Genomic DNA, 21,330 nt, shown 5'->3' with positions numbered 1-21,330 from the left:
TTCCTTAATTTGTTTCACTTATAAATAGTTTTTCTAAGCTTTCTTTTTCTTCTTCCACCCTATATACATTTACATCATTTATAATGTGTTTTATAATTCTAGCAACTACTTCTTTATCTTTGTTACCAAGGACTAATCTATCATTTATAATATTAGAATTATCTAGACCTAATAATTTAGCAGCTAATATGTTATCAGAAGTAACAATGGATATAACTGGTGGATGAAGTTTCCTATAATCATCAAGTGATCCATTGTATACTAGTTTGCCATCTCTTAAGATACCTATGTGAGTAGATATTTTTTCAATCTCATCAAGGATATGTGAAGATATTAAAATACTTGTTTCACTATTTTTTACTATATTAGTAAATAAATTTCTTATCTCTTCTATACCATAAGGATCTAGACCATTAATAGGTTCATCAAGGATTAAAAGCTTTGGATTTCCTATAATAGCTATAGCAATGCCTAATCTTTGTTTCATCCCTAGTGAAAACTCTCTCACTTTTTTATTTGTGTGTTTACTCAAATTAACTAATTCTAATATTCTATTTATATCCTTTGTGCTTATGCCTTTTAATTTACAAATAATTTCTAAGTTTTCATAAGCTGTAAGATGGTCATAAAATGAAGGATTTTCAATTAAGGATCCAATGCTTTTGTTTATTTCTTTTTGATTTTGTTCACTTATTTTTTTGCCATATAAGGATATAGATCCAGTATCCTTCTTTACTAAGCCTAAAATTGTCTTCATTAAGGTGGACTTTCCTGCACCATTTTTACCTATAAGACCATATATGGCCCCTTTTTCAATATCTAAATTAACATCATCTAATACAAGAACTTTATTATAAGATTTTTTTAAGTTCTCAATCTCTAATATATTTTTCATTTTAACTCCTTTTATTTTACTAATATAAGTTTAAAATATTTAGATAAATCTAATATTTCACTCTCCTCACTTTTACATCACAAAATGTAGTATTAGACTTTTATTTGATACAATTAATATGAAAAGAGGTAAATAATGAATTCATATGATGATGTATGTCTATTAATTGTAGATGATGAAATAGAACTTTTAGAAAGTATGTATAAATTTTTAATAAAAAATAACTTCCACAATGTACTAACAGCTAAAAATATAAAAGAGGCAAAATTTAAATTAGAAAATAATAAAATCGATTTGCTTGTTTTAGATATAATGCTACCTGATGGAAGCGGTTTTGATTTGCTAAGTGAAGTTAGGAAAACTTCTAAATTACCTGTAATAGTACTTTCAGCCCTGGATGGTAGAGATGATATGAAATCCGGTTTTGACTTAGAAGCCGATGATTATATTGTAAAACCATTCTTACCAGAAGACTTGCTTTGGAGAATAAGGGCTGTACTTAGAAGAAGTTATAAACAATATAATAAAGATAAAATTAATCTAAACGGAGTGATATTAGATAAAGAAAGAGCATTATTAATTAAAGAAACTACAGAAATACCACTTACAGCTAAACAATTTAAAATATTAGATTATATGTCTGAAAATTTAAACAAAATAGTATCCATTGATCAAATTATAGACCATTGTTGGGAAGATTCTTTTGGATATGAAAACACCCTTATAACTCACATTTATAGACTAAGAGAAAAATTAGAAGATGATCCATCTAATCCTAAAATACTAGTAACCATAAAGGGGCTAGGTTACAAACTTAAAGGTCAGCTATGATAAATTATTTATTAAAAGAATATAAGAAATTTATAAAACTGTGTATAGCTTTCATTTTGATTACTATTGTAACCATCAGCGCTATGTTATTTACTAGTTACAAACTATTTAAACAATATAATAATCCAGATCTAATATATGATTATATAATAGAAAATAAAAAAGATAATACCTATTTAACAAATGATAACCGCAAGTATTTAAAAAGCAAAGATATATGGGCTATACGATTAAATGAGAACGGAGAAGTTGTAGAAAGCTTTAATAAGCCATCAGAAGTAAAGAATAAATTTACTCTCTCCGATGTAGGACAATTTACACGATATTATCTAGATGATTATCCTGTCTTTACTTTTGTAGCTGGTGATGGTCTAATAATATTTGCTTATCCTAAGAAATCTTTAGATAAATTGCCCTTTAACTATTACAATTACGATGCATTTGTAAATAACTTCTATATAATCATATTTTCTGTAGTAATATTTTTACTTGTAATATACTTATTTTATATTTTTGAAATAAAGAAATTATATAAAAATTTAAACCCTCTCCTAGCTTCTATAAATAACTTATTTAAAGATGATTATGTAAAGTTAGATGAAAGTGGAGAATTAAAAGAGATTTCAAAGACTATAAATAAAGCTAATAAAAAATATACAAAAATTAAAAATAGTAGAGCAAATTGGTTAAGAGGTATAAGCCACGATATAAGAACACCTCTGACTAAATTAAGTTGGGGTCTAGAGGAAATAAAAAACAGTCAGAATCAAGATCAAATATTAGTAATGAACAATCAAATCCAAAGTATAAGTAAAATCATAGAAGACCTCAACCTTACCGAACGACTAGATATTATGAATAAGGATTACTTTGTTTATTCAAACCCCTTAGTTATTATAAGAAAGTTAATAGTTGATGAGTTAAATGAGCATCAAAATAAAGATTTAAACTTTGATAATTTGATAGATGACTCTATCAATTTAAAAATGGATGAACACTTATTTTATAGAATGCTTTTTAATATTGTGGAAAATAGTTTAAAATATTCTAAAGGTGAAGTGGCAATACTTACTAAAAATAATGAAGAGAAATTTATAGTTGAAGTAATAAATCAAGATGGTTATATCTCCGATGAAATAATACAAAGATTATTTAAGTCCGATATCTCAAATATCGAAACTCATGGTCTTGGCTTATTCATTTCTAAGCAAATTTGCGAGCTTCACAATGGAACAATGGATATTGAAAATCTTTATCCGGGAGTTTTGGTTAGATTTGTATTCCCCATTTGAAATCTACGCGTAGAGTGCAAGTAGGTAAAGAAATAGTAAAGCGTAACTTTAAACTGACTAATTCTATGTTAGATATAGCGATTAAAAGTATTAGTTCTACAGATAATCTAATTATACAATTAGGTGAAGGATTTAATTACTAGCATAGATCAGAGTCTAGTAAACTAAGAAAACAAAAGATAACACAAAGTATATAAAGAAAAGAAAATTGTCTAGACCATTCACCAATGAATAATTTCTTTGGGATACTCAGAAATTTACTATGGAGTGAAGTTTAAGAACTATGAGCAATTAAAAAATGAAATAAAATTATGTATCAATTTCTACAATGAAGATGGGATTAAGACAAAATTAAACGGAATGTCGCCTGTTGATTGCAGATTACATTCCGCTTAAAATATTATTAAGTTATTTAGTATTTACGGGTTCAGTTAAAATTAAGTTTCATCTTTATCTTTTTATTTTATTATTGCAAAGTATAAGAATACTATAGCAGCAAGCATTATTCTATATACACCAAAAGATACAAAGTTATTTTTACTGATGTATTCCATCATCTGAATTTGTATTCTAATCAATTATTCATTCCCATAAATATTCATTAAACTCATTATAAACAATTCACTACTTTTTTATAAATTTAATAATAGCATCAAAAAATTTACTCGAAAAAACTAAATCATTAAGATCGAATTTAGGAGTTAATTAATCATCACTATTTATTGAGTAAAAATATTTTGTTCATTCTTCTAGTATTCATTATTAGCCTTTGAGCAAATTATGAGAGATATAAAATTTGCTAGAATTAATATAAAGACTCTTTTCATTACTTTCATCTTATTAAACTTATATATTTTAATAATCTATATCATTAATTATTCCTCGGATGATTTTATATTCTAAATAATTTTAAAAATTAATATTCAAATATTATTGACGCAACTCTAAACATTGATATAATATAAGCAATTATGGAAGTATACTCAGGGAGGATTATATGGATAAGAAGTTATTGTTTAGAAGGCAGTTTATCATAACACAAAGAGAAAACAAACTTAAGGATTGGAAAGAAATAAATTTATTTGAAAAATTTAATTTATATTCACATCCCGATTTAAATATAATTGATATTACTTTAGATAATAAGAGAGCAATTTTACTAGGTTATCTAATAGATCCTAATAATATTGGTTATACTGATTACGATATTTTAAGAGATACATTAGATAAATCCAAAAACTTTTCTGAATTTCAAATCAATTCAAAGTTTTTGTCAGGAAGATGGGTATTAATTTTTATTTCTAATACAGAAAAGAAAATGTTTAATGACCCCGCAACTGCAAGACATATTTATTACTCTACCTCTGAAGAAATGATTCTTGGATCAAACTCTAATATCATTAACTATTATAAAGAACATACTTTAAATAATGACAAAGAATACTTAGAATATACTAATTCAAGATTTTTTAAAATTAACGAAGGTGAATGGTATCTTGACGTAACAAGATATAGAGATATCTTTAAATTATTACCAAATCATTATTTTGATTTAATAGAAAATAAAACTTGCAAATTTTGGATTGAAACTAAATACATAGACTATGAAGATAGCATAAATAGAGCTTGTGAAATTATGATAAACTCATTAAAATCTCTGGATAAAAGAAATTATTATAAATTACTTGCCTTAACTGCCGGATATGATTCTAGGGTAGTTTATGCGGTTAGTCATGCTACTAATATAAATAATAAATATTTTCTATCTACAATGAATACACTAAAAGAAGACCATCCAGATTTAGTAATTGCTAGCCAAATATTAAAAGATGATGATAGGGACCTCATAATTATAGATAATCTTGCGGAGTTAACAGAAGATTTTACTTACTATTATCAAAAAAATATTGATTCCTCAAGAATATATCCAAAAACATTAACAGCCCAACACATGTTATATAGCCCAGATTTTCCTAATAATACCTTGATTTTAACAGGAAATTACTCTGAAATTTTTAAAGATTATTATAAAAAAACAAAAGCTTCTAGCGGAAAAGAGATTACAAAATTAATCGGGATTCCTAAAAAATACACTATTTTTGATGATAGCTTTGACAATTGGATTAACGAAAATAAAGGGATTATAAATGAATCAAAAATAAATATGATGGATTTATTTTTCTGGGAGCATAGATTACCTAACTTTGGTGTAAATTATGTAGCCAACCAAGACATAGCCGCCGAAGAATTCTCAATATTTAATAACAGAGAACTTTTTATGGTTTTGATAAAGGCAAAATATGCAAATAAAACTAACCATACCAAAATATTTAAAGATATAATTGAAAGAATGCATCCAAGGTTAATGACATATCCTATAAATCCTACTTCAGGGAAAGCAAGTATAGCAAAGTTTGTAAAGAGAAACGTTTCAAAAAGAACACGGGAACAAATAAAACTTATTTTGAAGCGCTAGTAAAATATATTAGTATAAAATTAAAATCATCTATATTTATAAAGATTCCTCAGACTTATAAAGGTCTGAGGAAATATACTCTACATATAATTTATAGTTTTTATTTTATTACTCCAAAATATAGAAATACAATAATACCCAAAATTATCCTATATATTCCAAATGGAATAAAATCGTGTTTGCTGATGTATTCCATAAATTTTTTAATAACTACATAGGCTACTACAAAGCTTAAAACCATACCAGCTAGAATTAATAGCCATTGAGACCCTGTAAAGCCATGGACATTTTTAACTACTTTTAACAAAGTTGCACCAAGCATGGTTGGAATTGCTAAAAAGAATGAAAATTCTGCAGCAGCTTCACGGCTTAGGCCTAAAATCATAGCTCCCATAATGGTTGCAGCTGACCTAGATGTACCAGGAATCATTGCTAAGGCTTGGAAGAATCCAATAGCAATGACAGTTTTATAAGAAACATTTGCAATATTATCATTTACAAAACCATCTCTATTTTTATTTCTTTTTTCTACAAAAATAATAATTAAACCCCAAATAAGAAGCATAGTTGCAACAACCATTGGGTTAAATAAATGTTCATCTATAAAATCATCAAAAAGTAGTCCCAAAACTCCAGCTGGCAGTACTCCAACAATAACCCTTTTCCAAAGTTCGATTGTTCTTTCATCTGGGTGGGTTAATCTATAATAAAATCTGGATTGACCATTTAATTTTTTGTAGTTTTTTGGAAAATATTTGTCTGTTTTTTCATAATCCCAAGGATTTAGCTTTCTAAAATATAAAACTACAACTGCCATTATAGCACCTAATTGGATGATGACATTAAAGGCATTTGAAAATTCTGGCGGGTCTAGTTTTACAAATTCATTTACCAAAATAAGGTGGCCAGTAGATGATACTGGCAAAAATTCTGTAATACCTTCAACAATGGATAAGATTAATACTTTTAAAAACTCAATCATTAAATTCCTCCAAGAACGAATGTTTTTGTCCGTGGAGTTGGTAGCCTACGACCATATCGCAATTTACATTTTCTCCAGACCTTAATATAGACATTTCAACTTCAGGATTTTTTTCCTTCATTTGCGCTATCATTTGTTTTATCATTTTTCTTGTGTAAGCTTCTTGGGATTTTGTTACTGTGCAGGCACAGTTTAGGGCAAAAAGCTCTACATAATCACGCCATTTAATAATATCTTCTTCCTTTACATAATAAAATGGGCGAATTAGTTCCATATTTTCAAAGTTTTGCGCCTTGAGTTTTGGTTTCATTGTGTTAAATTTGCCAGCATAAAGAACATTTAGCATAATTGTTTCAATAACATCGTTCATATGATGGCCTAGGGCAATTTTATTACAACCTAGCTCTTTGGCCTTGGAGTATAAACTTCCCCTACGCATTCTAGCGCACATATAGCAAGGATATTCGCCTTTTGAGACTTCTTCGGCTATTTTGAAAACCTCGGTTTCAAAGATTTGCCCGTCAATTCCCAGATAATTTAGGTTTTTTTCTAGTTGTTCACGGTTTCTTGGGTCATAGCCAGGGTCCATTGATATGTAAACCACATCAAAGTCTACCTTACTGTGTTTATGTAGTTCTTCTATAACTTTTGCAAGTAAAAGCGAATCCTTCCCCCCAGAGATTGCAACAGCAACCTTGTCTCCATCATTTATCAGTTCAAATTCTTTGATTGCTTTGATAAAGGGGGACCAAATTTGCTTTCTATATTTTTTTATAATTGATCTTTCAATATCTATTAGTTCCATAATTTACTTTCTATAATTCTACAATACCAGATGGGATGTACCTATCTGCTACTTCTAAGTGTATATCTTTTCTTGTATCTAAGCCAAGACTTGTCAGATAGTTATCTACTGTAAGCCTTGATAATTCTGGTGTGTTGTTGGTTTCTGATAAGTGGCCTAAAAAAACTTTTTCTTCCTTACCCTCCAGGGCATCGGCCAAAACTTCTGCTGATTGATCATTTGATAAATGACCCATATTGCTCATTACTCTAAGTTTTAGAGGATAAGGATATGGTCCGCGTTTTAAGGCCTCTAGGTCATGGTTGGCCTCCATATAATAAATATCAGAGCCCTTTATCTCATAGGACATGTTTTCATCGACTATGCCTGTATCTGTCAATAGAGATATTTTTTTATTGCCCAAATATAGGATAAAACCCACTGGCTCATTTGCATCGTGGTGGACTTTTATGGGCATAATATCCATAGATCCAAAAGATAAAAATTTACCACTATCAAAAACTCTTATATTTTCTTCTTTTAGCTTTCCAACACAATTTTCTATGCCCTTCCATGTGCCCGAATTTGCAAAAATCGGGACATTATAGCGGCGGGATAAAGTTCCTGCTCCCTTTGTGTGGTCGGAATGCTCATGAGTTAGGAAAATACCGTCCAAGTCATTTGCAGTTTTGCCTATTTCATTAAGCAGTGTTTCTATTCTACGTGCTGAAAATCCTGCATCCACCAAGATTTTACTGCCCTTATATTCGATAAATAAGCAGTTTCCTGACGATCCTGATGAAAGGATTGCAAATTTATCCATTAAAACCTCTAATCAAATAATTTTTCTAAAAATTTTGCTACTCCTGCCTCATCATTTGAGCTTGTAACATAGTCTGCAGCTTCTTTAGTCTCTTCTTTTGCATTTGCCATAGCTATACCAAGTCCTGCTAGCTTTATAGATTCTATATCATTTGCCCCGTCGCCAAAGTAGGCTACATTTTCAAGATCTATATCTAAAAATTCGCAAAGTTTTTTAAGACTGTTGGCTTTTCCTGAAGATTTTTTAAGGATTTCTAGAGAATAAGTTTCATTTCTCATAGTCATATAGTCTTTTTCTAAAGCTTCTTTGTTTTTTTCATAAAACTTATCAAGCTCATCCTCATCTCCCATAAAGTTGATACGAGCTACTTTTTCTTCTATATCATCAAAGTCTTTAAACTTCTGACGAGGAAGACGCATTACTTCTTGATCTGTTTTAAAACCATTATTTACTACTTCTTCATTGTTGTAAAGAACATCTTTAGTAAAAATCCCTACTTGCAAATCATAATCTTTCAAATATGAGGTGATTTTTTCATAATCCGATTTATCTAGCGGATTTTCTACAATAGCTTTCCCCGACGCATTGCATCTTATAAAGGCGCCTGTATTACAAATTGAGTAGTCATCAAATCCTTCTAGTCCTAGGGCTTGGCGCACCCACCAAAAACCGTTAAAGCATCTGCCAGTTGCAATTACAACTTTAATGCCCTTATCATGAATTTTCTTTATAGCATCTATATTTTTTTCTACTATTTCCCTATCAGATCCCAAAAGTGTCCCATCTAGGTCAATAGCAACTAATTTTATATCTTTATTCATAATTCCTCATTTGATTTTACATACAAAAAAGACTGATTGTAGTAATCAGTCTTTTAACTTTCTTTTCTATTTTTACTTTACTATTTTTAAGGCCTTTTTCAATTATCTTAATGTCTTTACAGCATCACTTACAGCATCTGCGATTCCTTCTTCAAAGGCTGATGGGATGATGTATTCTTCGTTTAGCTCATCATCTTCTACAAAGGCTGATAGGGCTTTTGCTGCGGCCATTTTCATTTGATCTGTGATTTGTGGTGCACGAGCTTCTAGGGCTCCCTTAAATATTCCTGGAAAAGCTAGGACATTATTAATTTGATTTGGAAAATCAGATCTACCAGTTGCTACAACTCTTGCCCCAGCCTCTTTTGCTAGATTATAGTCAATTTCTGGTATTGGATTTGCCATAGCAAAAACAATAGCATCATCATTCATATTTTTGATGTCTTCTTCACCTAGTATATCCGGTGCAGAAACTCCAACAAAAACATCTGCCCCTTTTATTACATCACTTACAGAACCCTCTACATCATCTGGATTAAAGATTTCTGCTATTTGAGCCTTTACTGGGTTACCAGAATTTAGCATCATTTTGTTAATAGCCCCTCGGGAATCACATACTATAATGTTTTTTACTCCCAAATCACGGATAAGTTTTGCACAAGAAAATCCAGCTGCACCTGCCCCACTCATTACAAGTTTGATATCTTCTGGCTTTTTATCTACTAGTTTTAAGGCATTTATCAAAGCTGCAACTGTTACGATTGCTGTACCATGTTGGTCATCATGAAATACTGGTATATCAAGGATTTCTTTTAATTTTTCCTCGATATAAACACATCTAGGTGAGGAAATATCCTCTAAATTTATGCCACCAAAGCCTGGAGCAATATTTTTTACTGTTTCTATGATTTCATCAGGATCTTGAGTATCTAGAACTATTGGCACAGCATTTACCCCGCCAAATTCTTTAAATAAAACTGCTTTTCCCTCCATGACAGGCATAGCAGCCTTTGGGCCAATGTTTCCAAGACCTAAAACTGCAGAACCATCGGAAATAACTGCAATTGTATTTGCCTTTGAAGTATATTCGTAGGCTTTGCTGTCATCTTTAGCAATTTCCCTGCATGGCTCAGCAACTCCTGGTGTATAGGCAAAGGTTAATTCTTCAGCATTTGTTACCTTTGCTTTTACATCGGTGCCAACTTTTCCCTGCCATTCTCTGTGTTTTTCTAGAGCTTTTTCATAAACGTCCATAATTTTCTCCTTAAATTTAAAGCATCCTTTTTTACGATTATAACACAAAAAAGCAGGCAATATTAGAAATTGCCCGCTTGATATTTTATTTATTGTCTTCTATCTCCAGCCATTTTTCTAAAACCATTACATATTTTTCATGTTGATCTACAAAAGGCATGTGTCTAGAATTTGCAAATAGTTCCCATTTTGAGTTTTTAATATTATCATGCATGGTTTTTGCAATGATAGGTGATGATAAATCTTCGGCTCCACTTGTAATCAAAGTTGGGATCTCTATTTCATTTAATCTATCAGTTACTTCAAAACCAGCTAGAGTTCCTGTTGGTGAGAATTCATTTTCACCCCAACCTACTACATAGGATTTTGATCCAGCTTTCTTTTCTCTAGTTAAACATTCTGGGTCATTTTCATCATATGGGCCTGCTGAGTATTCTCCATGAAAACATCCAGGGCTTTTTGATATTCTTTTGAATCGTAGTCTCCCGTTTTTTCTGCCTCCAGCAAGGGAATCTTATATTCATCATCCATATAGGATATTCTTCTAATTTGCTCGCTTCTCCAAAGTTTTGCAGAAGAAAGAGTGGATGATAAAATAATTGATTTTACCCCCTCTGGCTTGGTTAAGGCGTAAAGAATTAAAAGCATACCGCCCCAAGATTGGCCTAGGATATGAACTTCATCTAATTTTAGATCTTTTCTAAGAGCAACTAATTCCTCCATCCAAACATCTGCATTAAATAAATCTTCATCACCATCTACAAATGAATTACCACATCCAATTTGATCGTACATTACTATTGGCCTGTCATTTTTATAGGCAAAGTCATCAAAAACTTCAAAGTAATTGTGGGTTGATCCTGGTCCTCCGTGGATTAAAATCAGTGGGGTTTTCCTGCCTTCTGGATTTACAATTCTATAATAAGTTTTGTAATCCTTAAAAGGCATATAGCCTTCATTAATCATCTATATCTACCACTATTAAATCTTTTGTATAGTGATTTATTACTTCATTGCCATCTTCTGTAATGATGACTAAATCTTCTATTCTGACACCTATGCCTTCATCCATTAGATAAATGCCTGGTTCTACTGAGAAAATTTGTCCTGGTTTTATTATTGCATCATTTACGCTAGAAACATCGCCATATTCATGGTCTTCAAGACCTATTGAGTGGCCTGTTCTATGAGTAAAATATTTGCCATAACCTTTTTCTTCTATATAATCACGACATGCTTTATCCACATCACTCATTTTGTTTCCAGGTTTTGCAGCTGCAATTCCACGTAGATTTGCTTCTTTTACAATTTCATAAACTTCACGTGCCTTATCTGAAGCTTCTCCTATAAAAACTGTTCTTGTCATATCTGATGCATAGCCTTTATAAAAGCCACCAATATCTAAAACTACGCTATCACCTAGTTTTCCTTTAGAATTATCTGTTTCATGGTGAGGGTCAGCTCCACTTTTGCCGTAGGCTGTGATTGGCTCAAATGAAACTTCTTCTATGCCATGGCTTTTATAAATTTCTTTTACCTTATCTGATAGTTCTTTTTCTGTAAGTCCCTTTGTAACCCAAGGAATTACTTCATCCATAACTTCATCATTGATTCTAGAAGATTCTCTCATAAGGTCGATTTCTTCTTTATCTTTTATCATTCTGACTTCATCGATTAATAGTGATGAGTTTACATATTTTTTTTCTGGGAATCTTTCTTGAAGTCTTAGCAAAAATCCAGATGGCCAAGTTTTATCAATACCTATCTTGTCATAGTCTTTTATTTCTTTTGACAAATATTCGATAGGATCTTCAATATCGTTATACCAGATTAAATCTACTCCAAGATCGCCCTCTTGTGGGAAAAGCTCGTTTATAACAAGTTTTCTATCTCCATCTGTATTTAAATATAGGGCAAGCATTCTTTCACCTGGATTGATTTTTTTGCCGATTAAATAATAAATTGCAATTGGATCTGTAACGATAATTTGCTTAAGGTCTTCTGATTCCATCTTGTCTAAAACTCTTTTAAATCTATCAGTCATTGTATAACTCCTTAGTTATTTTCATCATCTGATTCAAAGGTGATTGTTTCTTCAGTTTCAATACTTTTCTTATTTATATTTTCTTTTTTTTCTGTATTATGAAGTTTTTCATACTCTGCTCTATCAGCCGCATCTGGTTCTACAAGTCTTTGTAATTTACCACTAAAAAACCATAAGATGGCTGCAGATATAATTGCAATTGCAGCAATAGTAAACATTACTTTATCAAATGGGAATTGTTGAGTAAAGTCATAAATTGCCCCATAAGATTTTCCTGAGAAAAATACTGCTAGAACCCAAACACTCATCATAGTTGTTATAAGTTGAGGTGGAGCATATTTTGCTATAAATGAGTTACCAAGTGGTGAAAATACCATTTCTCCAAGTGTTAGTAAGATACCAAATACAATTATCCATATCAATGATGCTTGACCTGTTCCACGAGCGATTTCTGCTGAACCGAAAACAATGTAGGATAAACCTAGTAAAAATATACCAAGTGCTGTTTTTTGGAACATATTAAAGTCTCCTTTTGGAGAATTTGCTTTTTTTGTCCAATACGCACCTAAAATTGGTCCAAGGATAATACATAAAATAGCATTTAGAGAGTCAAACCATGCAGTTGGTACTTCAAATGATCCTATTGTCCAATCTGCTGCCGCAGTTTCTCCAGCCCAGTGAAATAGTACTGGTAGAGATGCTAAGTACCAGAATATCCAGAAAATAATTGAGAAAAATGAAACTAGAATTATAGCAAAGATTCTATTTTTCTCAAGCTTTGTAAGAGGCACTTTTTCCTCATTTTTAACTTCATTTGGATCCGCATTTTCATTGATTTTAAATGGTTTTTTACCAGCATTTCCAAAGTTTTTGTAGTTTGCAATATACCAAATAGCATCTATAAATACTATAATAGCACAAACTAAAAAGCAAAATCTGTAACCATATTTAGCTGCCAATATCCCAATAATAGTTGTTCCTATAAATGAACCTATATTTACAAATGAATACTGGGTTGAATAGGCTGCATCAAGCTGAGTTTTGTCTTTAAAAAGTCTACCAATAATTGCATTATTTTGAGATTTAAAAAGACCTGTACCAATTGAAACTAAAATCACCATAGCATTTATAGCTCCAGCTGACTCAGCTTTCCAGGCTAATAAATATCCCACTCCCATTAAGACTAAGCCAATTGGTATTAGATACCTAGCTCCAATCAAATAATCTGAAATATACCCACCAAATAAAGGCAGTAAGTATGTAAAAGCAACCAAATTTGCACTCATTCTAGCAGCTTCACCAGTGCTAAGCCCCAGTCCCCCATCCATAATAGTTGCGGCCACAAAAACTGTCATCAGCCATTTTGCTGCATAAAAGGCAAAACGTTCAAATGAAAAGGCAATACAAGCTGCATAAAAACCAGCCGGTCTTTTGTTAGTAACATTTTTTTGCATAAATTCCTCCTATAAAATATTTTATTACTATTATCAACAAAGAAAACGTTTCTCATTGTATAGTAATAGTATAAAGCAATAAATAAATATGTCATAATACTTATCGCTTATATGTACTACTTTATTATAGCATATTACAAATAAATATAAAATATCAATGTTTTATATATGACATAATTTATATTTATAGTGTTTTACTATAGAAAAAAACACCCTTGGTTAGGGTGTTTTTTTACTTAGTCGTTTTTAAAAGATTGGGATTTTGGTCCTCGATGCTTCGCTTCTGCGGTTTTCCGTGCTGTGGCACGGGTGCTCCATTAGCCGCACGGGCTTTTCTCGTCGCTTCGCTCCTGCGACCATTCCATGGAGGGTCCTCTCCTGGCCGGACGGGCCTGCTTTAGTACATAGGCATTTGTGGTGGCATTTCTGGTTCTTCTTTTGGTATATCTGCTACTGCTGCTTCTGTTGTTAGGATCATTCCTGATACGCTTACTGCGTTTTGTAATGCGCTTCTTGTTACTTTTGTTGGTTCTACTATGCCTGCTTCAAACATATTTACATATTGGTCGTTATAAGCATCGTATCCTTGGTCTTTGTCGGATTCTTTTACTGTTTGAACAATTACTGATCCGTCCATTCCAGCGTTTTCTACTATTTGTCTTAGTGGTGCTTCTAGGGCTTTTTCTATGATTGTTGCACCTGTTTTTTCGTCACCTTCAAGTGTTTCTTTTAGGTCTGCAACTTTTTTAATGGCTCCGATTAGTACTACACCACCACCTGCTACAATCCCTTCTTCTACTGCAGCTCTTGTTGCTGATAGGGCGTCTTCGATTCTATATTTTTTCTCTTGCATTTCTGTTTCTGTTGCTGCACCTACGTTGATTACTGCAACTCCACCTGCAAGTTTTGCTACTCTTTCTTGAAGTTTTTCTGTTTCGTATGTGCTTTCTTCTGCTTCGATTTGTTGGCGGATTAGGCTTACTCTTTCTTCTAGTGCATTTTTGTCGCCTTTTCCTTCTACAATTGTTGTATTGTCTTTATCAACTTTTACTTTTTTAGCAGATCCTAGCATAGAAATTTCTGTTTCTTTTAGGTCCATGTTTAAATCTTCAGAAATTACTGTCGCACCTGTTAGAATTGCAATATCTTCAATCATTGCTTTTCTTCTATCACCGTATCCTGGTGCTTTTACTGCTACAACATTAAATGTTCCTCTAAGTTTGTTTAAGATAAGTGTTGTAAGCGCTTCGCCATCTACATCATCTGCAATGATTAGTAGTGGACGTGATTCTTGAACGATTTGCTCTAATAATGGTAGTAGGTCTTGGATATTTGAGATTTTTTTATCTGTTAATAGGATATATGGATCATCAAGCTCTGCAACCATTTTTTCATTGTCTGTTGCCATATATGGTGATAGGTATCCTTTGTCAAATTGCATACCTTCCACAACATCTAGGTAAGTATCAGTTGTTCTTGATTCTTCAACTGTAATTACCCCATCATTGCCTACTTTTTCCATAGCATCTGCAATAAATTTACCAATTTCTGGGTCAGCAGATGAAATTGTACCTACATTTTCGATAGCTTGTTTATCTACAATGTCACGACTATTTTCTTTGATGTAATCAACTGTAACATCTGTTGCTTTTTTAAGACCTTTATTTAAAACAATTGGATTTGCTCCTGCTGCTAGGTTTTTAAGTCCTTCTTTAATAATTGCTTGAGCAAGTACTGTAGCTGTTGTTGTACCATCACCTGCCACGTCATTTGTTTTTGTAGCAACTTCTTTTACAAGTTGAGCTCCCATATTTTCAAATCTATCTTCAAGTTCAATTTCTTGGGCAATAGTTACACCATCATTTGTAATAGTTGGTGCACCATAAGATTTATCTAGAACAACATTACGTCCTTTTGGTCCAAGAGTAACTTTTACAGCATTTGCTAGTTTATCAATACCACGTTCTAAACCGTCACGGGCATCTTTTCCATAATTAATTTCTTTTGCCATAATTAATATTCCTTTCAAAAACTATTTTACAACTGCTAAAATATCAATGTATTTTACAACTATATAATCTGTCTCATCAAGTTTTACTTCTGTTCCTGAGTATTGAGAATAAATTACCTTATCTCCTACAGAAAGAGAATCTTTTTTCTTATCATCATTTAAAATATCATCACTAATAGCTACAACTTCTGCATAAACAGGTTTTTCTTGAGCGCTTTCTGGAAGCACGATACCTGATTGAGTTGTCTTTTCAGCTTCAGCTTTTTTAATAACTACTCTATCTCCGATAGGTTTTAATTGCATATTTTACTCCTTAGGTATAATAATTTAGCACTCGCGTGTGCTAATTGCTAATTACATTTATAATGTACTACCTTTAGATAAAAAATCAAATCAATAAATTCGGGTAAAAATACTAAAAAGATTAAGGAGATTAAAATGTACAAAAAACCAAGTGATGACGAATTAAGAAAAAATCTTACAGAATTAGAATACGAAGTAACCCAAAATGCAGGTACAGAAAGACCTTTCTCATCAGAATATGATGACTTTTATGAAGAAGGAATCTATGTAGATAAAGTATCCGGCGAACCACTTTTTTCAAGCAAGGACAAATTTAATGCAGGATGCGGCTGGCCAAGTTTTTCAAAGCCAGTTGAAGGAACAGAAATAAATGAAAAAGAAGACCTTTCCCATGGCATGGTTAGAACAGAAGTAAGAAGCAAAAACGCCGACAGCCACCTAGGCCACGTTTTCCCAGACGGTCCACAAGAATTAGGCGGACTAAGATATTGCATAAACGGTGCTGCCTTAAGATTTGTTCCTAAAGAAGATTTGGAAAAAGAGGGATATGGGGAGTATTTGAGGATTTTTGAGTAGAAAAGGCAAAAAAAACTAGGAATAGTAAGTCCTAGTTTTTTTAATAATATGGTGATTTTCATTTTTTCTCGAAAATAGCATTATTTGCTTGTTTCAGTTTGATAAACTGGTATTTATAAATTATTATCTAGCCATATTTTTAGTTCATCGAAGCTGTAATCTCCTTTTAACGCTATTCCATCTTTAATAATTGAATTTGTACATTCCTTTTTGTAATCTTCAATCATTCTTCCAAATCCTCCTCCACCGTGTGTGCAAAAGGGAATGATTTTCTTTCCGCTTAAGTCAACTGTTCTTAAAAAAGACAGCACTGGTGGGGCAAAAGTCTTAAGCCAGTTAGGAGAACCAACAAAAACTACCTCTTCATTTTCAATCGCCTCCGCCCCTCGTATAAGAGGAGGGCAATATCCTCTTTCGATTTCTTCTCTCACTTCTTTTACAGCTGTATTAGATGAGAACGAATAAGGCTTTTGTGGTTCCAGTTCTCTTAAATTTCCATCAGTAATCAACGCAATATCTTCTGCTAGTCTTCTTGTTAATCCTGAGTATGAATAATATACAACCAAAGGACTCATTAAAATCACCTCCTTAACTTATAATTTTTTCCTCTAATATATTAGTACATTATAATATTTTAAATGTATTTTCTAAATAAATGTGTAGCTTTTTATTTACTCTTCTTTTATATCCTCTCAGAGATGAAATATCTTTCATATTTTTCACCCACAGAAAATGAAGTGCGATCGGCTTTAGCCCTCGCTTAGTTCTGCGGACTCACTTGAAGCAAAGCTTCTACATTCATCTCGCAGATGGCCGATTATAAATCGGCCACCCATGATCTATCCTCTCAGAAAGCTTAAAAGCTTTCTTCGCTTAGTTCTGCGGACTCACTTGAAGCATAGCTTCTACGTTCATCTCGCAGATGGCCGATTATAAATCGGCCACCCAAGATGATGGGACTATTTATGATAAGGATGTCCATTTATTATCCTAAATCCCCTATAAATTTGCTCAAGTAGGACCACTCTCATCAGCTGGTGGGGGAAGGTCATTTTGGAGAAGGATAGTTTATAGTTTGAGCGATTGCTTACTTCTTTGGATAGTCCATTTGAGCCGCCTATTACAAATACTAAGTTTCTTCCAAAGCCTTCTCTCATTTCATTTTCTATAAAGTTTGCAAATCCTATACTATCCAACTGCTTACCTAGGATTTCAAGACTTACTACGTAGTCGCCATCATCGATTTTTCCTAGTATCCTTTCGCCTTCTTTTTCTTTTACTTGCTCGATTTCCTTATCTGACAAGCTTTCTGGGGCTTGTTCGTCGTTTACTTCTATTATTTCTATTTTGTTATAGGCTTGCATTCTTTTTAGGTACTCATCTATGGCTTCTTTATAAAATTTTTCCTTGATTTTGCCTACTGCTATTATTTTTATATCCATTTTTTCTCCTTAAAAAAACTCAATCTTTTGATTGAGTTTAGTTTTGGTCTTGTACATATGATACGTATGAATCGTAAATTTGACTATAGCCTTCGTTTACTAGGGCATCTTTTACATATTCTTTGATTTCATCTGTTCTAAATACTTTTCTTTTCATATCTTTCATGTTTTTTTCAACATCTTTTAGCAAAATTTCTACATCTGATGTATTAATTTGTTTGCCATTTCTATCTGAAGCATTTTTTATAGATCTTATGACCTTATCTGCATTGTATTCTTCAAGATTTCCCCTTCTTTTTATTACATAAACCTTATCATCATTTGCTTTATTTAGAAAGTCTCTTACTACATCGATTTTTAGATTATCAATTTCTGTTACTATTTCGTTTATTCCGTATCCTTCTTTTTCGAAATACTCTAACACTTTTCTGCTTAGCTCACTCATTTTGACTCCTCCTTGGTTTTTGTAATTACTTTGCTTTCTCTATTTTCTGCTATTTTTTCTGCTCTATCCTTGGCTTCTTTTTTTGTGTCATAAAAGCCTTCTGCTTGGCTGGCTCCCTTGGATTTTACCTGCCATTTTTGCTCATCATAGTTAAAGGAAACTTCTACATCCGCATCTTGGAGCCTTGCTCCTGATTTATTTTTACTTTTTTTGTGGTCTTTTAAGTCTTTTTTACGGATTTTTTTTAATTCTTCATTGCTGGCATCATTTGCCCATTCTTTGGCCTGGGAAATGGCAATTGGGATTGCATTATCCTCATCATATCCTTCTTTTAGCATGGCATTGGTAATGTCAATCGCTTTGTCACGGACTTCTTTGTCCAGTTTTTTCATTGAATTTGGGTAATTTCTTCTATCAAAGGGCATAGCCTCACCTCTTTTTTTGTATTTTTATATTTTTACCCATTTTACATATTATAATGGCGGCTTGGGAGGGTGACTACTTCTGTAATATCACTTGAAAGTCCTATATCACGCTTAAGGGCTGCAAAGGTTACTGAATCTTTGCCGTATTTTTTTCTGCTCGTAGAAGATTTTTTTCTTCCTCTGTGAGCTCTATGGTATCTTTATAGAAACAGTAGCTAGTACAGCCTTCATGGGAATATTTTGCACGCATAGAAAAACATACTTATCATATATAGGCTTTTTATATGCCTTCCTCCAACCTTTTACGGAGCGTAGCTCTGTATTTTCATAATGATGGCATCCCTTGTATATAGTAATCGCTTTCCCCCCTGGAAGGTAGTCACAGTATCTAAATATCTTACATATCTTTCCACTTATTATCCTTACCACTAGCATTTACGCCTTTTAAAATTTCTTTTTTTATGTTATATTACTATACAAATTAAACAGTTATTTCTTTAAGGGACTTAAAAATGAATATTTAAAAACCTTATATCTATATTTTTTCTGAACAATTAAATTATAGCACAAGTTTTTTTCTATCCGATATAAAAGTGTATGATTTTATATAGATAAACCCAGTAAAATCAACAGATACAACAGCACGAAGTAAAATAGGAGTTATTTCTATAGTATCAAGATAAGAAAGAACTCGTTTCACTCGTTCATAAAAAAGACCTTTTAAATTCAAAAATTTGGCATGACTTTATTATTGAAAACATTATAGGGTTGTTGTAGCACCTATACAGAATATATCTACAAAATAGAGGAGGGGAAAATGAAATCGCTTAAATTGTTATTTTTAGGAATATCTATGTTTTTTACTGGCTTTATAGGTTTTGCTATTCTTATTGGTTCTGCAGTGGCAAGTAATTTCACTTTAGATAGTTCAAATTATTTTATGGATACTTGGCGTTTATACGGAGTTACACCAATAGCAATTGGCTTTTTTTTACTAGGTATCTTAGGTTTAATAATTGCAATTATAGGATTGTTCCAAAAATCCAAATAAAAAAAGACGGTATCTTAATTGATGCCGTCTTTTTTATTTAGTTAATTATTTCAATTATGCTTATCGTCTAACAAGCTGCAATCCAAAATATCCATTACGAGGTGCACATTATAGGTTGGATTTAGTAAAGTCTAAAGCCTCTTGTCCAAAGAATTCAACAAGTTTATTAGGATGAACGATTTCAGGTGTATCTACTCCTATAAACCTAAGCTTATAAGTTTGTACATAGATTCCTACCTCGGTAGTATCACCTCTATAACTCTTGTTACAGTAGCTACTTGATAGAAAGTTATTAGAATCAACTTTCGCTTCTTCTAGGGCAATATTAACATCACTAGGAGTCTTCTTATTATGTATCTTTTCAGTAAACTCTAATATCTGATTTACTGATAAGTTAATTTTTTTGAATGTTATCTATAAATTCTAGTGCTTTAACTCTAAAGGCTTCAAATTTTTCTGGATCATCTTCTTTGGCTATAAGTTTATTAGTAAGATCAATCTTATTGTATTTAACTAGGTTTTCTTTAATCTCTTCTTTATTATCAGAAATTTCAATAGGCCCTTTGGCAATCTTTTTATTCATATCATCAATATTATTAAGCTTATCTATCTTTTAAAAAGCTTGATCTTTAGCTATATCAGGCTCTGTTTTAATATCTTTTTTACTGGAGCAAGATGTTATAGTTAAGGAAAAGCTATTATTAGGATAACTTTTTTAATAAGTTTATTCATAAAGATTCTCCTGTAATTAAATATATTAATTCCCTTATATCAAAAAAAATGTGTTAGTTAGCATTTAGGATTGTTTTTAATTATTTTAGATGGTATAATATCAATGACTAAAAGAATAGAGTTCAATCATGTTGGACACACAAAAAGACTGGAGTTGCAGCTCCAGTCTTTTTTATTAGGTTAGTTACTACCTTCATCATCGCTTCCATCTAACCATTTGCAGATGTAGTGACTAAGTACACCTGCCATGATAGAAACTGTAAAAGAATAAAGTAGGTCTATGAGTAGATCCTTCATGCTGGACGCACCCCCTTCCTGTTACCAGTCTAGGGATAGTAACCCCTATATTATACTATAAAATAGATGCTTATATTATCTTTTAGATGGTACATATCCTGCTGCTTGAGCTTCTTCTACAGTATTAAACCAGACTACGTTATAATGGGGTGGGACTAGGGTTAGATTTGGACATTTGCCTTTAGCCTGCCAAATTGACTCTCCGGTTTTAACTTCCATTTTTTTGCGTCTTCACTTTTTGCAAGGATAATTCCGTGACGATTTTCTGGATTACCGGCCACCGCCATTGGAATCCCCTTTAGCTTTGGATTTAGTTTTGCTTCTATAGAGGCATAGCAAGCATTCATATCTGAATGTAAAATTATTCTTTTCATAAAAACTCCTATTGATTT

The 21,330-nt window shown here is 32.0% G+C and carries 25 protein-coding genes; 6 read left to right on the top strand and 19 right to left on the bottom strand.

Annotation, left to right across the window (positions count from 1 at the left end; translation table 11 throughout):
- Positions 1-4: 4 nt before the first annotated feature.
- Entirely contained in the window at positions 5-895 is an 891-nt protein-coding gene (locus tag ACKRLN_RS00370) for an ABC transporter ATP-binding protein (RefSeq protein WP_416334918.1), read from the bottom strand.
- A gap of 135 nt (positions 896-1,030) precedes the next feature.
- On the opposite strand from ACKRLN_RS00370, the gene ACKRLN_RS00365 reads away from it, so the two are divergent.
- From ACKRLN_RS00365 to ACKRLN_RS00350, 4 genes are all read left to right on the top strand, one after another.
- The gene (locus ACKRLN_RS00365; RefSeq protein WP_416334917.1) at positions 1,031-1,726 is read left to right on the top strand and encodes a response regulator transcription factor; all 696 of its coding nucleotides are present in this window, start codon (positions 1,031-1,033) and stop codon (positions 1,724-1,726) included.
- Positions 1,727-1,809: 83 nt separating this feature from the next.
- Positions 1,810-3,018, top strand: a complete 1,209-nt coding sequence (locus tag ACKRLN_RS00360) for a sensor histidine kinase (RefSeq protein WP_416334916.1) — start codon at positions 1,810-1,812, stop codon at positions 3,016-3,018.
- 240 nt (positions 3,019-3,258) lie between these two features.
- Positions 3,259-3,414, top strand: coding sequence for an IS3 family transposase (locus tag ACKRLN_RS00355; protein WP_416334915.1), 156 nt, complete (start codon positions 3,259-3,261; stop codon positions 3,412-3,414).
- A gap of 601 nt (positions 3,415-4,015) precedes the next feature.
- Entirely contained in the window at positions 4,016-5,494 is a 1,479-nt protein-coding gene (locus tag ACKRLN_RS00350) for a hypothetical protein (RefSeq protein WP_416334914.1), read from the top strand.
- A 100-nt stretch (positions 5,495-5,594) separates the two neighbouring features.
- On the opposite strand, the gene ACKRLN_RS00345 is transcribed toward ACKRLN_RS00350, so the two are convergent.
- The 11 genes from ACKRLN_RS00345 to ACKRLN_RS00295 all read right to left on the bottom strand — a co-directional run bounded on the left by ACKRLN_RS00345 (position 5,595) and on the right by ACKRLN_RS00295 (position 15,970).
- Positions 5,595-6,476, bottom strand: coding sequence for an undecaprenyl-diphosphate phosphatase (locus ACKRLN_RS00345; protein WP_416334913.1), 882 nt, complete (start codon positions 6,474-6,476; stop codon positions 5,595-5,597).
- Positions 6,469-7,281, bottom strand: coding sequence for a tRNA 2-thiocytidine biosynthesis TtcA family protein (locus ACKRLN_RS00340; protein ID WP_203127467.1), 813 nt, complete (start codon positions 7,279-7,281; stop codon positions 6,469-6,471). Before ACKRLN_RS00340 ends, ACKRLN_RS00345 begins: the two co-directional genes overlap by 8 nt.
- A 10-nt stretch (positions 7,282-7,291) precedes the next feature.
- Positions 7,292-8,083 (bottom strand): MBL fold metallo-hydrolase, encoded by a 792-nt coding sequence (locus ACKRLN_RS00335; RefSeq protein WP_416334912.1) that lies wholly within the window; start codon positions 8,081-8,083, stop codon positions 7,292-7,294.
- A gap of 8 nt (positions 8,084-8,091) precedes the next feature.
- The gene (locus tag ACKRLN_RS00330) at positions 8,092-8,904 is read right to left on the bottom strand and encodes a Cof-type HAD-IIB family hydrolase (protein WP_416334911.1); all 813 of its coding nucleotides are present in this window, start codon (positions 8,902-8,904) and stop codon (positions 8,092-8,094) included.
- A gap of 102 nt (positions 8,905-9,006) precedes the next feature.
- Positions 9,007-10,161 carry an NAD(P)-dependent malic enzyme gene (locus tag ACKRLN_RS00325; protein WP_416335367.1) on the bottom strand — a complete coding sequence of 385 codons (1,155 nt, stop codon included), beginning with the start codon at positions 10,159-10,161 and terminating at the stop codon, positions 9,007-9,009.
- An 82-nt stretch (positions 10,162-10,243) separates the two neighbouring features.
- Positions 10,244-10,423, bottom strand: coding sequence for an alpha/beta fold hydrolase (locus ACKRLN_RS00320; protein WP_416334910.1), 180 nt, complete (start codon positions 10,421-10,423; stop codon positions 10,244-10,246).
- Between the two features lie 125 nt (positions 10,424-10,548).
- A complete protein-coding gene (locus tag ACKRLN_RS00315; protein WP_416334909.1) occupies positions 10,549-11,124 on the bottom strand; it encodes a proline iminopeptidase-family hydrolase in 576 nt (191 codons plus the stop codon).
- The gene (locus ACKRLN_RS00310; protein ID WP_296141805.1) at positions 11,117-12,202 is read right to left on the bottom strand and encodes a M24 family metallopeptidase; all 1,086 of its coding nucleotides are present in this window, start codon (positions 12,200-12,202) and stop codon (positions 11,117-11,119) included. Before ACKRLN_RS00310 ends, ACKRLN_RS00315 begins: the two co-directional genes overlap by 8 nt.
- A gap of 11 nt (positions 12,203-12,213) precedes the next feature.
- Positions 12,214-13,656, bottom strand: coding sequence for a peptide MFS transporter (locus tag ACKRLN_RS00305; protein WP_296141807.1), 1,443 nt, complete (start codon positions 13,654-13,656; stop codon positions 12,214-12,216).
- A 397-nt stretch (positions 13,657-14,053) separates the two neighbouring features.
- Positions 14,054-15,667, bottom strand: coding sequence for a chaperonin GroEL (gene groL / locus ACKRLN_RS00300; protein ID WP_203127460.1), 1,614 nt, complete (start codon positions 15,665-15,667; stop codon positions 14,054-14,056).
- Positions 15,668-15,688: 21 nt separating this feature from the next.
- Complete coding sequence (locus tag ACKRLN_RS00295) at positions 15,689-15,970, bottom strand: co-chaperone GroES (RefSeq protein WP_296141809.1); 282 nt, start codon at positions 15,968-15,970, stop codon at positions 15,689-15,691.
- Positions 15,971-16,105: 135 nt separating this feature from the next.
- On the opposite strand from ACKRLN_RS00295, the gene msrB reads away from it, so the two are divergent.
- Entirely contained in the window at positions 16,106-16,546 is a 441-nt protein-coding gene (gene msrB / locus ACKRLN_RS00290) for a peptide-methionine (R)-S-oxide reductase MsrB (RefSeq protein WP_296141811.1), read from the top strand.
- A gap of 113 nt (positions 16,547-16,659) precedes the next feature.
- Here msrB and ACKRLN_RS00285 read toward each other — a convergent pair whose 3' ends face one another.
- The 4 genes from ACKRLN_RS00285 to ACKRLN_RS00270 form a co-directional block, all read right to left on the bottom strand.
- Positions 16,660-17,121, bottom strand: coding sequence for a flavodoxin (locus tag ACKRLN_RS00285; RefSeq protein ID WP_203127457.1), 462 nt, complete (start codon positions 17,119-17,121; stop codon positions 16,660-16,662).
- Between the two features lie 384 nt (positions 17,122-17,505).
- A complete protein-coding gene (gene rlmH / locus ACKRLN_RS00280; protein WP_416334908.1) occupies positions 17,506-17,988 on the bottom strand; it encodes a 23S rRNA (pseudouridine(1915)-N(3))-methyltransferase RlmH in 483 nt (160 codons plus the stop codon).
- Positions 17,989-18,025: 37 nt separating this feature from the next.
- Positions 18,026-18,433: an ATP cone domain-containing protein gene (locus tag ACKRLN_RS00275; protein WP_296141821.1), complete on the bottom strand. Its 408-nt coding sequence runs from the start codon at positions 18,431-18,433 to the stop codon at positions 18,026-18,028.
- Entirely contained in the window at positions 18,430-18,858 is a 429-nt protein-coding gene (locus ACKRLN_RS00270) for a DUF2188 domain-containing protein (protein WP_416334907.1), read from the bottom strand. The genes ACKRLN_RS00275 and ACKRLN_RS00270 overlap by 4 nt, the downstream gene beginning before the upstream one ends.
- Positions 18,859-19,675: 817 nt before the next feature.
- Here ACKRLN_RS00270 and ACKRLN_RS00265 point away from each other — a divergent pair.
- Complete coding sequence (locus tag ACKRLN_RS00265) at positions 19,676-19,909, top strand: hypothetical protein (RefSeq protein WP_416334906.1); 234 nt, start codon at positions 19,676-19,678, stop codon at positions 19,907-19,909.
- A 108-nt stretch (positions 19,910-20,017) separates the two neighbouring features.
- On the opposite strand, the gene ACKRLN_RS00260 is transcribed toward ACKRLN_RS00265, so the two are convergent.
- The 3 genes from ACKRLN_RS00260 to ACKRLN_RS00250 all read right to left on the bottom strand — a co-directional run bounded on the left by ACKRLN_RS00260 (position 20,018) and on the right by ACKRLN_RS00250 (position 21,312).
- Positions 20,018-20,110, bottom strand: a complete 93-nt coding sequence (locus tag ACKRLN_RS00260) for a thermonuclease family protein (RefSeq protein WP_416335366.1) — start codon at positions 20,108-20,110, stop codon at positions 20,018-20,020.
- A 193-nt stretch (positions 20,111-20,303) separates the two neighbouring features.
- Complete coding sequence (locus ACKRLN_RS00255; protein WP_416334905.1) at positions 20,304-20,492, bottom strand: hypothetical protein; 189 nt, start codon at positions 20,490-20,492, stop codon at positions 20,304-20,306.
- 607 nt (positions 20,493-21,099) lie between these two features.
- On the bottom strand, positions 21,100-21,312 hold the full coding sequence (locus tag ACKRLN_RS00250; RefSeq protein WP_416334904.1) for a hypothetical protein: 213 nt from the start codon (positions 21,310-21,312) through the stop codon (positions 21,100-21,102).
- Between the last annotated feature and the right edge of the window lie 18 nt (positions 21,313-21,330).

Origin of the sequence: Anaerococcus sp. AH8042_DFU013_CI05 (genome assembly GCF_047936775.1) — a bacterium.
Classification (GTDB): domain Bacteria; phylum Bacillota; class Clostridia; order Tissierellales; family Peptoniphilaceae; genus Anaerococcus.
This window is presented reverse-complemented; position numbering and strand designations above follow the sequence as displayed.